At 61.6% G+C, this 14,814-nt stretch carries 11 protein-coding genes; 5 read left to right on the forward strand and 6 right to left on the reverse strand.

Annotation, left to right across the window (positions count from 1 at the left end; translation table 11 throughout):
* Position 1: 1 nt before the first annotated feature.
* On the reverse strand, positions 2-1,030 hold the full coding sequence (locus tag GGR38_RS12860; RefSeq protein ID WP_246404604.1) for a LacI family DNA-binding transcriptional regulator: 1,029 nt from the start codon (positions 1,028-1,030) through the stop codon (positions 2-4).
* Between the two features lie 217 nt (positions 1,031-1,247).
* Here GGR38_RS12860 and GGR38_RS12865 point away from each other — a divergent pair, with 217 nt between their 5' ends.
* The 3 genes from GGR38_RS12865 to GGR38_RS12875 all read left to right on the forward strand — a co-directional run bounded on the left by GGR38_RS12865 (position 1,248) and on the right by GGR38_RS12875 (position 6,551).
* Positions 1,248-3,641 carry a TonB-dependent receptor gene (locus tag GGR38_RS12865; RefSeq protein WP_183626126.1) on the forward strand — a complete coding sequence of 798 codons (2,394 nt, stop codon included), beginning with the start codon at positions 1,248-1,250 and terminating at the stop codon, positions 3,639-3,641.
* A 66-nt stretch (positions 3,642-3,707) separates the two neighbouring features.
* A complete protein-coding gene (locus tag GGR38_RS12870; RefSeq protein ID WP_183626128.1) occupies positions 3,708-5,108 on the forward strand; it encodes a sulfatase family protein in 1,401 nt (466 codons plus the stop codon).
* A gap of 12 nt (positions 5,109-5,120) precedes the next feature.
* Positions 5,121-6,551 (forward strand): sulfatase family protein, encoded by a 1,431-nt coding sequence (locus GGR38_RS12875; protein ID WP_183626130.1) that lies wholly within the window; start codon positions 5,121-5,123, stop codon positions 6,549-6,551.
* 106 nt (positions 6,552-6,657) lie between these two features.
* Here GGR38_RS12875 and GGR38_RS12880 read toward each other — a convergent pair whose 3' ends face one another.
* The 3 genes from GGR38_RS12880 to GGR38_RS12890 form a co-directional block, all read right to left on the reverse strand.
* Complete coding sequence (locus tag GGR38_RS12880; RefSeq protein WP_183626132.1) at positions 6,658-8,964, reverse strand: TonB-dependent receptor; 2,307 nt, start codon at positions 8,962-8,964, stop codon at positions 6,658-6,660.
* A gap of 160 nt (positions 8,965-9,124) precedes the next feature.
* Complete coding sequence (locus GGR38_RS12885) at positions 9,125-10,108, reverse strand: helix-turn-helix domain-containing protein (RefSeq protein WP_183626134.1); 984 nt, start codon at positions 10,106-10,108, stop codon at positions 9,125-9,127.
* A gap of 86 nt (positions 10,109-10,194) precedes the next feature.
* Complete coding sequence (locus GGR38_RS12890) at positions 10,195-10,662, reverse strand: GFA family protein (RefSeq protein ID WP_183626135.1); 468 nt, start codon at positions 10,660-10,662, stop codon at positions 10,195-10,197.
* Positions 10,663-10,848: 186 nt separating this feature from the next.
* On the opposite strand from GGR38_RS12890, the gene GGR38_RS12895 reads away from it, so the two are divergent.
* Together GGR38_RS12895 and GGR38_RS12900 are read left to right on the forward strand one after the other, a co-directional pair.
* Positions 10,849-12,216, forward strand: coding sequence for an aminomethyl transferase family protein (locus GGR38_RS12895; protein WP_221227098.1), 1,368 nt, complete (start codon positions 10,849-10,851; stop codon positions 12,214-12,216).
* A 39-nt stretch (positions 12,217-12,255) separates the two neighbouring features.
* On the forward strand, positions 12,256-13,290 hold the full coding sequence (locus GGR38_RS12900; protein WP_183626136.1) for a Rieske 2Fe-2S domain-containing protein: 1,035 nt from the start codon (positions 12,256-12,258) through the stop codon (positions 13,288-13,290).
* A 23-nt stretch (positions 13,291-13,313) separates the two neighbouring features.
* Here GGR38_RS12900 and GGR38_RS12905 read toward each other — a convergent pair whose 3' ends face one another.
* Positions 13,314-13,607: a hypothetical protein gene (locus GGR38_RS12905; RefSeq protein WP_183626137.1), complete on the reverse strand. Its 294-nt coding sequence runs from the start codon at positions 13,605-13,607 to the stop codon at positions 13,314-13,316.
* A gap of 134 nt (positions 13,608-13,741) precedes the next feature.
* The gene (locus GGR38_RS12910) at positions 13,742-14,797 is read right to left on the reverse strand and encodes an aromatic ring-hydroxylating oxygenase subunit alpha (RefSeq protein WP_183626138.1); all 1,056 of its coding nucleotides are present in this window, start codon (positions 14,795-14,797) and stop codon (positions 13,742-13,744) included.
* Positions 14,798-14,814: the final 17 nt, after the last annotated feature.

Here is a 14,814-nt window from a genome sequence, read left to right on the forward strand (position 1 = left end):
GTCACGCCTGGGCCGTGCTGCCGCGTGGAATCAATTCGACCGGAAATGTCATCACCCTCGCGCGGGCTGGTGCCGCCTCGGTCAGCCAGCAAACGGCCTGATAGGCCATGTCCGAATTGGGCTGGCGCACGGTGGTCAGCGCAGGCCATGTCAGCCGCCCGAAATCGGCATTGCCATAACCCGCCACGGCCAGATCCTGCGGCAAGGAAAAACCGGCCGCATGGCCGCGCGCCAAAACACCGGCGGCCACTTCATCATTGAAGGCAAAGATCGCGGTAGGACGATGTTTTTGCGACAACAGTTGCGCCGCTTCATTATAGCCGATGGGATTTTCGCCTTCCCGCGTCCGGCTGCCAATCGGATAGCCGATGTTGCAAATCTGCTCAGGCACTCCGCCAAGACGCTCGATTTCCTGAACAAAGCCCTGATAACGCTGGGCCGCCGCAACATGGCCCACGACATTCATGATCAGGCCAAAATGGCGATGCCCCTTTTCCCATAAATGCCGCGCGACCAAGGCCCCGCCATGCATTTCATCGGCCTGTACCACATCGGACCGTTCAAAATCCCCCATCGGTGAATGCCGGACATAGCGCAGACCCAATTCGTCAAGCATCGCCAGCAATCCCTCATTGCTGCTGAGGGGAGCGGTGACAAAGATCCCGTCGACGGGGGCGGCCTGCAATTGGCGGCGAAAGGTATCGATGGCGTCGCTCTGTTCAGGATCGAATTCGCGGATGATAAGATGATAGCCGCGCTCCTGACAGGCCCGCGCGGCGCCGCGATAGATCTGCGACATGAAAAATGCCGTCATCCAATTGGAAACGATGCATATTCTCAACGTCTTGGCGCTGGCCAGCGCGCGGGCCGAGACATTCATCTGATAGCCCAGTTGCTGGACCGCCTCCATCACCCGATCACGCGTTTCGGCCCCCACGCCTTTCTCGCCATTGAGCGTGCGGGCCACCGTTTTGGCGGACACTCCGGTAATCCGGGCAACATCATCTAGCGTGGGTCTGCGGTTCGACATGGGCGTTGCATAAGCCAATAGGACGGGGCCTGTCCACGCGGGTCGATACGCATGGCGTTTCTTGACAGCCCTGTCACGGCGGCTTAGGCATTACGTCAGCGCTGACGTTGATTCGTACTAAGCGCTGAAAATGAGATTTACCCTTCGAATTGGACCGAGTTCGCCAAAGGACCGGCCGATTTGGGGTGCAAGAATTATAACAGGGAGAGACATCGTCATGAAATCCATCCGCACGGCCCTTTTGCTGGGCCTGGCAACGACAGCGCTGACGCAGGCAGCTCATGCGCAGCAGTCCCCCGCCACCGAAGCGGCCCCCGGTGACATTGTCGTCACCGCGCAAAAGCGCGCCGAACGCCTTCAGGATGTGCCTCTCGCCGTCACCGCGCTCAGCGCGCAGGCGCTGGCCACGCGCAACATCACCGACACCACCAGTCTGGGCCAGATCTCGCCCTCGCTGACCTATACGCAGGGCACCAATCCGAACAACTCGAACTTCCGCATCCGCGGCATCGGCACCGCCGTGTTTGGAGTGGGCAATGAATCCTCGGTCTCGGTGGTGATGGACGGCGTGGTCATGGCCCGCGCGGCACAGGGCTTTTCCGATCTGGCCGATATTGAACGGATCGAGGTGCTGCGCGGCCCGCAAGGCACGCTGTTCGGCAAGAACGCCACCGGCGGCGCAATCAACGTGGTCACCGCCCGCCCGACCAGCGAATTGTCGGGCAAGGTCAATGCCACCATCGCCGAAAAGGGCGAATATCACCTGAACGGCACCGTCTCGGGCCCGCTGAGCGAGCATGTCCGTCTGCGCCTGAGCGGCTATTACAACAAGGATGACGGCTATATCTATAACGTCGCCCGCAAGGCCAAGACCAATGGCGGCGAAGGCTATGGCCTGCGCGGCAAGCTGGAGGTGGATATCGGGCGCCTGAACCTGCTGGCCGGGTTCAATTATGGCCATAACCAATCGCAATGCTGCCAGACGGTTGCCATCCGCACCGACAATGCCAATCTGGCCTTGCTTCAGGCCCCGGTGATCGCCGGTCCGTCGAACACACAGGTCAATTCGAACCTCGACACCGTAACGCTGACCACGCAGCAGACCTATTCGCTGGAGGCGAAGCTCGACCTTGGCGCAGTATCGCTCACCTCGGTCAGCGCTTATCAGAAGTATAAGTTCTATAATAATCAGGATGTTGATGCCGTCAACACCGATGTGCCCATCTACAGCGGCGGCACGGCGGCCCCCGCCTATGCCCAGTTCGACGTGAATGGCGGCGGCTATCAACTGGACAATTTCTCGCAGGAACTGCGCCTGTCCAATGCCAAGAAAGGGCGGCTCAATTATGTCGGCGGCCTCTATTTCTCGGACTTGACGATTGATCGCGATTTCACGCGCCGCATCGTCACCTGCTCGGCGCCTGCCTCATCGGGGCTGCCCATCGGGGCGCCCTGCCCTGCGGCCAATGTCGTGGGCTCGTCGGGGGCCAGCCTGGCCCATCTGCGCTCCTATCAATATGCCGGGTTTGGTCAGGTCGATTACAATCTGGTCGGCGGGCTGAAGGCGATCGGCGGCATGCGTTGGCAGCATGAATATATCTCGGTCTATGGCTTCCAATATCCCAATGCGCCCTTTGCCGGGGATTCGCTCAATGTCCCGGTCACGCGCGGTTTCACCGCCGCCTCGGACGAGGTGCTGACCGGCAAGGCGGGCCTGCAATATGAATTCAACCGCAATGCGCAGGCCTATGCCACCTATACGCGCGGCTATAAGGGGCAATCGCTGGGCACCGAATATAATCAGACGTTCAACAACAATGCCGTGGTCCGCCCCGAAACTGTCAACGCCTTCGAAGTGGGCTTCAAAGGCACGACCATCGACCGCAAGCTGAGCATCGCGGTGTCGGCCTTTATCGCCAAATACAAGGATCTGCAGGTTCAGGCCAACAAGTCTGACCAATCGACCGGCAATTTCCTTTTCACCGTGACCAATGCGGGCGCGGCCACCACCAAGGGCGTCGAGATCGAACTGACCCTGCGCCCGGTCGATGGGCTTTCGATCAATTCCTCGCTGGCCTATACCCATGCCCGCTTTGACGCAGATGGCCTTGCCTGCCCGCTGCAAAATCAGGCCAGTTTCGCCACCATCGCCTATGGTGCCACGCCGCCCACCAACGCCTGCTACAAGCAATATAGCGTCAACAATGTCCTGTCGGGCGCGAACCAGAACGTGCGCGGCGGCATCCTGCCCAACACGCCCGAATGGCGCTTTACCATCAACCCGCGCTATGAACGCAATGTGGGCTCGATGATCGCCTATGTCGATCTGGCCATGGCCTATCAGAGCAGCGTGCTCTTCGCGCTGGAGCAGGACCCGCTGCTGGTGCAGCGCGCCTATACGACCTTTGACCTCTCGCTGGGCTTGCGTCCGGCGGACAAGGGGCTCAGCGTCTCGATCTTTGCCAAGAACCTGACCGATCAGCGCTTCTATTCCGCCATGGGCCATGGCAGCGAGCTGACCTCGCAATCGTTGACACCCAACAACCTCACCGCTTTCGTGCCCAAGGCGGCCTCGCGCTACTTTGGCCTGAGCGTAGGCTATTCGTTCTGATACTTCCTCTGACAAAAGGGCGGGGTCGCAACCCCGCCCTTCTGCTCCCTTCGGAGAGGGCATGAAATGACGCATATAAACCGGCGCAAATTGCTGGCCAGCAGCGGGCTTCTGGCCGCAGGAATGGCCTTGGGCGGGGTGGCCAAGGCCATCCCATCGCGCCCGCCCAATATCATCGTGATCCTGTGCGACGATCTGGGCTACGGCGATGTCGGCCCCACGGGCGGGCGGGGCGTGCCCACGCCTCATCTCGACCGGATGGCGGCCCAAGGCATCACGCTGACCGATTATTATGCCCCGGCCAATGTCTGCACACCCTCGCGCGCGGGGCTGCTGACCGGGCGCTATCCGGCGCGCACCACGCTCTCGCGCGTGCTGCTGGAGACCGACACCCAGCAATTGCCCAAGACCGAGCGCACCATCGCCCATGCGCTGAAACCGGCGTATAAAAGCGCGCTGATCGGCAAATGGCATCTGGGCCACAAGGGCGATGCGTGGGACCCGACCAATTACGGCTTCGACCTGTTTTACGGCATTCCATACAGCCATGACATCAACCCGCTGCGCCTCTATGAACGCAAGGCGGGCGAGGCGATGCGCGACGAGGATGTCGATTTCCCCCGCCTCCAGCAGAAATTCTACAACCGCGCGCAAGAGTTTATCGAGGAGAACGCGCATCGCCCCTTCTTCCTCGAACTGGCGCTGTCCTCGCCTCATCTGCCCAATTTCCCCGCGCCCGGTTTTGGCGGCAAGTCGCAGGACGCGGGCGCCTATGGCGACACGATCATCGAAATCGACAGCATCGTGGGCCGGTTGAACGCCACGCTGGCGCGGCTGGGGCTGGAGCGCGATACGCTGGTGATCTTTACCTCGGATAATGGGCCGTGGTTTGAAGGATCGACCGGGGGCCTGCGCCAGCGCAAGGGCGGCGGGGCCTATGACGGGGCCTATCGCGTGCCCTTTATCGCGCGCTGGCCCGGCCATATCCCGGCCGGTCGGCGCAGCAATGCCATGGCTATGGGCATTGATGTGCTGCCCACGGCCTGCGCGCTGGCTGGCCTGCCGCTGCCGCCGGGGGTGGAGATCGACGGGCGCGACATCAGCGCTGTGCTGATGCGCGGCGGGGCCTCGCCCCATGAGGAGCTGCTGTTGTTTCAGGACGAGAATGTCGTGGGCATCCGCACCCAGCGCTGGAAATATGTCCGCGCCGATTTCTACATGAACTTCCTGATGCCGCTTGACGGGCGCGGCTATCCTCAACTCTATGACATGCGCGATCCGACCGAGCAATATAGTGTGGCCTCGCTGCACCCGGATGTGACGCGCGCGATGCAAGCGCGGATGCAGCAGGCGGCGGCGCGTTTCGCCCCCTATCGCCGCACGCCCGAAGACCCGATCGCGGCGCAGGCCAAGGCCCAGGCCGCCGTACGCGGCCATACCAACCTGCCCGCCATGTGGCAGGATTAACGGAGAGACGCCATGAAACTGCGGAAATATGTCGCTCTGACCGCCATCGCGGCGATGCTCCTGCCCACCGGCGCGATGGCGCAAAACCGCCCCGCCCCGGAATATAGCCACGGCCCGGCGGCCTCCCCTGCCACTGCCCCTGCGCCGCGTCGGGCCGGATCGCCCAATGTCATCTTCATTCTGGCCGACGATATCGGGATCGAGGCCTTCAACGCCTATGGCGGCGAATATTACACGCCCAACATCGACCGCCTCGCCAAGGAAGGCGTCCGCTTTACGCAGGCCCATGCCACGCCTTTGTGCAGCCCTTCGCGGGTGCGCCTGATGACCGGCATGGAAAGCCACCGCAATTACGAGGCTTTCGGCTATCTGGCGCCGGGCCAGTTCACCTTTGCCAATATGATGAAGGCCTCGGGCTATGCCACCGGCATCGTCGGCAAATGGCAATTGATGGGCAATGGCTTTGACGGGCGCGTGGGCATTACGCCCGAACAGGCCGGTTTTGACGAAAGCTATCTCTGGCAGTTGAAGGCGCTGGACGCCAAAGGCTCACGCTATTGGGGGCCGACCCGCGTCGGCAATGGCCGAACAAAAATCAGCGAGGAAGGCTTTGGCCCCGATTTCGACAGCCAATATGCGCTGGATTTCATCAGCCGCCACAAGGACCAGCCCTTCTTCCTCTATTACCCGATGGTGCTGGTGCATAATCCCTTTGTGCCCACCCCCGACAGCATGAGCGCGCAGGGCGCCAAGACCCGCTTTGCCGCCATGGTCACTTATATGGACAAGCTGGTGGGCGCCTTGATGGATCGCCTCAAGGCCGAGGGGCTGGACGAGAACACGGTGGTGATCTTTTCGGGCGACAATGGCACCAACCGCCAGATCACCTCTACCCGCGCAGGCTTTGCGGTGCGCGGGGGCAAGGGCACGCCCACCCTGTCGGGCACCCATGTGCCGATGATCATCCGTGCGCCGGGCAAATTGCCCGCCGGGGTTACGCGTGATGGCCTGTTCGATTTTGCCGACATCATGCCCACCATCGCCGAGGCCAGCGGTGCGCAGGCCCCCACCGGCATCGACGGGGTGAGCCAATGGGCCGTGGCCAAGGGCGAGAAGGCATCGGCGCGCGGCTGGATTTTCCAGCATTATGCCCCGCAATGGGTGTTCGACCCGGCGCGCTATGTCTTTGATGCGCGCTACAAACTTTATGGCGACGGACGCTTCGTTGCACTGGACGACATGGCGGGCAGCGAAACCCCGATGCCCGCCCCCAAAGGCGAGGCCGTCGCGCGCAAGGCAAGCCTGCAAAAGGTGCTGGATTCCATCAAGGACGGCGCGCTCAGCAAGGTCAAATTCCCGTGGTGCGCGGGACAGGCCTCTACCGATCCGGCCCGGCCCGCAACCGAGGCGGGGTGCAAAAATATGCCCCAGGGAGAGGAATAGCTTTCCTGCTCCTTGGACGGCACGGGAAATTATTCTGACCCCTGACTACGCCGGGCGGGCCCCTCTCCAATGGACCGCCCGGCGCCTTTTCACCGACTTCCCGGTTTCAGAACTTGCGGCGCAAGCTGACCTGCCACTGACGCGGCTGGGCCAGAATGTATGAACCGGCAAAATAGGGCACCACGGTATTGAGCGAGGTGGCTTCGGCATAGAATGTGTTGAACAGATTGGTCACGGCCAAGGAAGCCTGCCAGTCGCTTTGCGGACTGTCCCAAGTCAGACGGGCATTGACCAGTTGCAGCGCGGGCAAATGGCCCAGCGGCGTATTGGTCGCGTCGGTGTAAATGCTGGATCGGTGCCTGATGTCGATCCGGGGCGTGATCGTGCCCTTGCCCGTGTCATAGGCATATTGCGCGCCCAGCGATGCGGTGAATTCAGGATTGAATACCGACCGCATCCCCACGACCACCCCGCTGGTGGCCACGACATGGTCATAGGCAAAACCGGTATAACCCAGCGAGGCATCGGCCGAAAAACCGCCCGGACCGCGCAGCGTGGCTTCCGCTTCGACGCCCTTGATCGTGGCATCGCCGATATTGGCCGTTTGATTGCAGGGAAAACCGGGCGCGGGCGAAATCGCATCGCAACTGCGCAAGGTGCCCTGAAGGTTTTTGAGCTTGCTGATATAACCGGCAAGGTTGAGCAGGAGATGGCGGTCAAACAGCGTGTTCTTCAGCCCCGCTTCATAGGTGGTCAGAGTTTCGGGAGCAAAGGGCAGCGCCTGCGAGGCGACGAAGGGGCGCGGATTGATGCCCCCGCCCTTATAGCCGGTGGAAACCTGTGCATAGGCCATCACCGCATCATTCAGGCGATAATCGGCATTGATGCGGTAATCAAATCGGGTGCCCTGAAACGTCCGGGTCAGATTGACCAGCGAAGCCAGACTGGGAATGATGTTGCCATAGGGATCAAAGCGGTTGAAGGTGAAATCCTTGCGATCATCGGTATAGCGCCCGCCAAGGGTCAGATTGAGACGCCCGGTTGCATGGATCACACCATGCACAAAGCCGGAGATCGAACGGGTTCGCACCGGATCATGAAAGACCGTATCCAGATTGATGCCGCCTCCGCCCGGCGCCACCCCGCCCGAAATCGTCACCCGGCCTTCTGAAACGCCCGTGGCCTTGTAATAATAGCCCCCCACGGTCCAATCGGCCCATGCGCCAAGCGCGCCGGAAAGACGGACTTCCTGCGTGAACTGGCGGTGCAGCAGGTGCCAGCTCTGGTCAGAGATGCTCGCGGGCGTCTGGTCGATCTGGGCCGAAAGACTGGTGGAGGAATAACGATAGGCGGTGATCGAGGTGAGCCGGATATTGCCGCCAAGATCGATGCTCAGATTGTTGCTGACACCTTTGGCATCAAGGGTGGAATTAGGCGACATCGGATAGGCCGGAGCAGGCGATGCACCGGTCGGGCGGCTCTGATAGGTCTCGTAATTGGTATAGCTGCCCCATGGCGTGATGTAATTGGCAGAGCCTGCCCAGGCCGGGCTTTGAAACACCGTTTTTTGCGCCGGATTTTCGGATTGATCCTGCGTTGTGTCGATGGAAAGCACATTCTCGATGCCCGGCCCCGGCGTCCAGAGCAGGCTGGCACGAGCCGACCAGACCGATTCGCCGCCCTGCGTGCCCAGCCCGCAATTGGCGCCCGTGCGCAACGTGGTGCCGCTGCCCGTGGCGCAGCCATAATCCAGCCGCTGCATGAAACCATCGCGGCGGCGGCCTGACACCGAAAAACGCATGGCCAGCGTGTCGGGTACGATGGTGACATTGGCCGCCGCCCGCCCGCTCAGCAAATTGCGCCCGCCCGCTGTGACTTCGACATAGGCATCGGGCTGAAACGAAGGTTTGCGCGAATAGAGCTTTACCGAGCCGCCAATCGAGTTCTTGCCCGAAAGCGTGCCTTGGGGCCCTCGCGCAATTTCCACGCGATCGGTGTCGAGAAGCTGAAACACCGCCCCGGACATCACCCCGTAATAGACATCATCGACATACATGCCCACGCCCGGTTCCACCGCGAAATGGATATCGGACTGGCCCACGCCCCGGATAAACACGCTGGCAAACTGGCCAAAGCCGCCCTGTCCCTTGGACAGATTGACATTGGGCGCGCCGGCGGCGGCCGAAACAATGTCGGTGGCGCTGCGTTTTTCCAGCAGATCGCGCCCCATGGCGGAAATGGCAATGGGCGTATCCTGCAGGCGCTGCGCCCTGAACTGAGCCGTCACGATAATTTCCGGGGCGGCGGGCTTGTCGACCTCCTTGGCCGGAGCCTCCTCTGCGGCCAGAGCGGCAGGCGCGCAAGCCAGCGCCAGAGCAAACAGCGAGGCAGCTTGACAGAATCTTGCCATCATTTTCCTCATCCCACTTTGCGGGGCGCGGTTTACGAAGCCGCACCCTCATTTTGTGGGATCAGTCTAATGGCGATATCGGCCGGTCTCTTGGCTTGGCGCGACCCGCATCTGAACAAATGCGACGCGATTGTCAGGCGCGCGCGCGTTACAGACCGCCGCCTTACTGCCCGCGAAACTGGCTGGGCGAACAGCCGAAACGGCGGCGAAAGGTGCGGCTGAAATGGCTGACATCGTTAAAGCCGACATCGAGCGCGATGTCGATGATTCGGGCCGATTCACGGTCGCTCGACAGCGCGATCTTTCTTGCCGCCTCATCCAGCCGGGCGTTGACGATGAACTGGCGCGGGCTGATACCTTCCAGCAGAAAGGCTCTTTGCAACTGCCGCATGCTGACCCCGATCCGATCCGCGACGGCATGGACGGACAGGTCGGGATCGGCCAGATTGCGCATCACGAAAGTGATCGCATCGCGCCGGATGGAACGCCGCGCGGGGTTCAGGAGGGCCTCGCCCTGATCCGGCATCGCGCCTTGCCCCACATTACAGACGAGGCTGACCATATCCCCCAGCAGATCGGCGGCGCCTCTGTGCCAATCGCCATCCGGCTCGCTCAACAGCGCATTGCGACAGGCCCGGACCACCGACACAGCCAACCCCACCGCCGCCTTTCCCCCGGTCAGATGGCGGCCGATCAGCGCTTCGGGATTGTCCATTTTGCGCGCGGCGCAGGAATAGGGGATCTTGACGAGGATCAGCCCCATATCCTCATCCGACCGGCTGCTCCACGGCCGGGTCAGATCGCGAAACACGATGTCTCCCTCGGCCAAATCCACGTGCCAGTTTGATTGGGCGATCCGGCTGTGCCCCCGGTCGGCGATGGTCATCACAAAGGCGTCGCGGTCAGGCGCCGCCCAGGCCCCCGCCCGGCCCGATGCACTGGTGGCCAGCGCCGGGGTCGAATCGATCAGGACCATGCCCATGTCGCCGATTTCCACGCGCCGCATCCGGGCATGAAAGGATCGCTGATCGCGCGGGGTGACGATCAGGTCGGACAAGGTGTCGCTGCCCAGTTGCGACCAGCGCGACTGGCGCTGCGGCAGGGGAACGGACTGTGTATCGAATTCATAGAAGCTTGATTGAACCAAGGCTTCTCTCCCATGCCTTATGCCGGACAGGTTCCTGTCTCTTGCACCCGCAAGCCTATGCCTCGCGCCGAACGCGCACAAGCGGCTTAATCACCCGCCAACACGCCCTTCATCGCATTCAGCGTGGCCTCGGACATAGGCGCATAATCAGCATAGCGCGGCAGGGCCGGGTCGAAATGATCCCATTTCACCGCCTGCTTGGTATAGATCACCGCTTGCGGGCTGACCTGATCGGGATCGTCGAGCGAACCTGACTGCACCATGATCATTTCACCCGGCAGCGAGCCAGAGGTGAAAATGCGCCCGCCGCAAATGCCGCAAAAATGGCGCGTCACGCTGCCGCCGCTTTCACCGTAATTGGTATAGGTGGTCGGCGTGCCGATGATGATCAACTGGCTCTGATGGATGCCGATGATGGTGGTGTGGCCGGTGCCGGTCGCCTTTTGACAATCCCTGCAACAGCATTGCTGCTCGAACAGGCTGGGGCCTTGCAGGTGGTAACGTATGGCACCGCAAAGGCAGCCGCCTTCGTGGACTGTTCCCGCTTCGATCATGGTCTTGCTCCTCTCGCCGTGTCTTCGCACGTGTATGCGCGAGAATGGGCAGGATCGGACCGATGCACAAGCCCGCTTGGGAAAGATGCGGTTTGTCGTTTTGCGCCTTGTGGTTGTCGCGCCGCGCAAAGACAGCACGCGCCCCTCCCGCATAGGCTGCACTCCATACTATCGGAGGATGCTCTTGTGACAGGTTCACTTCAAAGCAAGATCGACACGGCGGGCGGGCCGCTGGCCATGATGCGCCATGCGCAGACCGGGCCTTATGTTTTCCCCATCCCGGCCGAATTTTCAAACTGGCGCGAAGAGCAGCGCGCATGGCGCGAGGGTGTCGCGCTGATGGATCAATCCTTTCACATGACCGACCTTTATGTCGAAGGCCCCGATGTCATCGCCTTCGTCTCCAGCCTTGCCATCAACAGTTTCAAGGGCTTTGGCGATAACAAGGCAAAGCAGTTCATCGCCTGCGGTCCCGATGGTCATCTGATCGGCGATATGATTATCATGGGGCTGGGCGAGCAATCGGTGAATATCATCGGCCGCCCCACGGTGGCGAACTGGATCGAATATCAGGCCTCGCTGGGCCAGTATGACGTGCGTTGCACCCGCGACGAACGCAGCGTGCAGAACCCGAGAGCACGCAAGACCTTCCGCTTTGAAATTCAGGGGCCTGATGCATGGGCCTTGCTGGAAAGGCTGAACGGCGGCCCCATTGACCAGCCGCGCTTTTTCCAGATGGGACAGGTCAACGTCGCGGGGCGCTCCTATCGCTCGCTGCGGCATGGCATGGGCGGGGCGCCGGGGCTGGAATTCTGGGGCCCGGTCGAACATTATGACGAAGTCAAACACGCCATTCTGGAGGCGGGCACTTCCTTCAACCTGAAACAGGTGGGCGCGCGGGCCTATGGCAGCGCGGCGGTGGATTCAGGCTGGCTGCCCTGCCCCATGCCCGCGATCTATTCGGGCGAGGCCATGCGGGCCTATCGCGAATGGCTGCCCGCGCAATGCTTCGACGGCATCGCCTCGCTGGGCGGCAGTTTCGTCTCGGAGCGGATCGAGGATTATTATTTCACGCCATGGGAATTGGATTACGGACGCCTGATCCGCTTTGACCATGATTTCATTGGCCGCGAGGCGCTGGAAAAGCTGGCCGACACGCCCCAGCGCAAGAAAGTCTCCATCGTGCTGAACCCGGATGACGCAACGGCGGTCTATCGCAGCCAGATGAGCCTTGGCCACAACGGCAAAGCGATGGAGATGCCGACCGCCCATTATGCCGCCTATCCCTATGATGCGGTGTTCAATGCTTCGGGCGATCCGGTGGGCATTTCGACCTATTGCGCCTTTCTCGCCCCCGATGCCGCATGGGTCAATCTGGCCGTGGTGGACGAGGCCCATGCCGCGGTCGGCACCCAGCTCACCATCCTTTGGGGCGAACCGGGCGGCGGATCGTCGCGCCCCACCGTCGAACGACATGTGCAGATGCCCCTTCGCGGCACCGTCGCCGGTTGGCCTTTCTCCAAGGTCGCCCAAACCGGCTATCGCCCCGGCTGAGCCTTCCCCACCTTGCCTTTATTCCCACAGGAACGCCCCATGTATCCCTTCACCGACGGAAGCTATGCCCCCAAAAACGGCTGGTATGTCGCCGCCTTCTGCCATGAAGTGGGCGAGGAACTGCTCAGCCGCTGGATTCTCAACCAGCCTGTCGTCCTCTACCGCAAGGCGGATGGGACGGCGGTTGCGGTGCAGGGCCGCTGCCCCCACCGCCATTTCCCCTTGGGCGCGAGCAGGCGTGTGGGCGATGCCATCCAATGCGCTTATCACGGCATCACCTTTGATGCGGCGGGCGCCTGTACCTTTGTGCCCAGTCAGGAAAAGATACCGGGCGTCTATTCCATCAAAGCCTATCCGCTGGTCGAACGCGGGCTTTGGGCATGGATATGGCCGGGCGATCCGGCGCTGGCCGATGAAAGCCTGGTCCCCGATATGGGCGACATAGGCTACTCCCTGCCCGGCTATCATGCCCGCGCGCTGTTTTACCATCATGTCGAGGGGCGCTATCAATTGCTCAACGACAATCTGCTCGACCTTTCGCATCTGGGCTATCTGCATCACAGTTCGATCGGCACGCCCGATGATGCCGCCACGCCCGAAACGCGTGAGGCCAATAATCGCTTTATTCGCAGCCGCCGCATCATGCGCAATACGCTGCGCCCGGCGGTCGTGGATTGGCAGACGGATTTCGCAGGGCCGATTGACCGGGTTTCGGGCATGGATTTCCATTTCCCCGGCTTTCACGCAGGCATCGCCGATGTGCTGGTGGCCCAAGGTCATGCCCGCGCCGGTGAATTGCTGCGATCAAACCGGGTGTGGCATGCGGTGACCCCGGCCGGGCGGACCACGACCAATTACTTCTTCGCCATGGCCTCGCCCGATCCGAAGGCTTTGGATGAGGCCGAATCCTATCTGAAACCGGTGATCGAAGAGGATATTTTCGCCACAGTGGAGATCGAAAAGATCATTTCGACCCTGGATGAATTGCCGCCGGAACTGATGCTTAAAAGCGACGGCACCGCGGTTATGGGGCGCCGCGCCCTACAGCGCATGATGGACGCCGAAAGGCAATGAACCATGCGGAGCAGGCGCGACAGTCAGTTGTTTTGAATGTTTGAGCGGGTTTTGGTCGCCCGCCTTGCCTCATCCGCCGCATCGGTTGTCGGGCTCGCCATCGGCTGAGGCGAAGCGCATTTTGCCATAGGCTGCCCTTTCATATCCATGGGGGGCATGCCTGCGCCTTGCGTTGCCGCGCCCGTATGTGCGCCGCAACGCATCTCGCCCGCCTTGCCGAGTTTGACATCGACGCCCTTGAGAGGCGCTCCGGCCCATAATGGTGATGCATTAAGAAGAAACAGGGCCGCAGTCGCCATGCCAATGAGTTTTTTCATCGCTTGCGCCTCCTTGTCTTGCGGGCAATGGCGATGCCTGATGGCCATGCCTCGTGGGGAGCAAGCGCATTATATACCCATAGGACCATGAATGCAGCGACAACGAGAGGTGCCTCGTAATATTACCTATCGCCTCATGCTGACTGTTCCGAACGGATCTGCGCCTCCAGACGGCGGCGGACTTTCAGCGCGCCATTGTCCACCCGCGCGCTGATTTCCATGGGCAAGGTCACGCCGGATTGGAAAACCTGCTCGATGGCTTCGATGGCGGCGCTGTCCTCGGGCTGGATGCGGGTGCCCATGCCCAGATTGATCTGGCCCAATGCAGGATTTTCGAGCCCGAAACTGCGCGTGGTGATGACGAAATAGCGCAGGCTCGTGGGACCGGCCGGGGTGATCATATGGAGGAAATTGTTGATGCCCAGCAGCTGCCCGCTGGCCGCATCATGCACCGCGCCGCCGGTGCGGATCATCGCCGGGCCCAGATATTCGGCGTCGAAATGCTGATGGACCGGCCCGTCCTGTTCGGGAAACTGCATCTTGAGCAAGGGGTTGAGAGGCAGGTTCTCGCCCTTGCGCTGGACGGTCAGGCTGTGGTCGGTCTCGATCACGGCAACCGGGATTTGCGCAACCTTCTCGCCGCCGGGGATCGTCGTGGCATGGATGAAGGTGACATGGCTGAGATCGAGCAGGTTTTCGATCAGCAGAGTGTAGCGCGCAGCCACTTCGCAGACCGGATGCTGTTCACAGGCCCAATCCGGACGCCCTAGCCCCACCGCGCCCAGATCGGGAAGAAGCGCCGGATCGGCCAGATCGGCCCGGCCGGTCCAGATCCACACCAAATCACCCCGCTCGACCACCGGATAGCATCGCAAAGATGATTTCTGCGGCACACCGCTCTGGCTGGGCACCAGCACGCAGCCGCCATCCGCGCCATAGGTGAAGCCGTGATAGCCGCATTGCACATGGTCGCCCACCAGCCGCCCCTTTTCCAGCGGAAAGGCGCGGTGCGGGCAAATGCCCGACAGGGCCACGGCCTCGCCCCCTTCGGTGCGATAAAGCAGCACCCGCTCGCCCAGAATATCGCGGGCCAGCAAGTCGCGCTCCACCTCGGCGCTATAGGCCGCGACCCACCACTGGTTGCGCGGATAGGGTTGATCGACGTTGAGCGGATAGGTTGGCGAGGTCATGGCATTCTCCCGAGTGT

Origin of the sequence: Novosphingobium sediminicola, from assembly GCF_014196525.1 — a bacterium.
Classification (GTDB): Bacteria; Pseudomonadota; Alphaproteobacteria; order Sphingomonadales; family Sphingomonadaceae; genus Novosphingobium; species Novosphingobium sediminicola.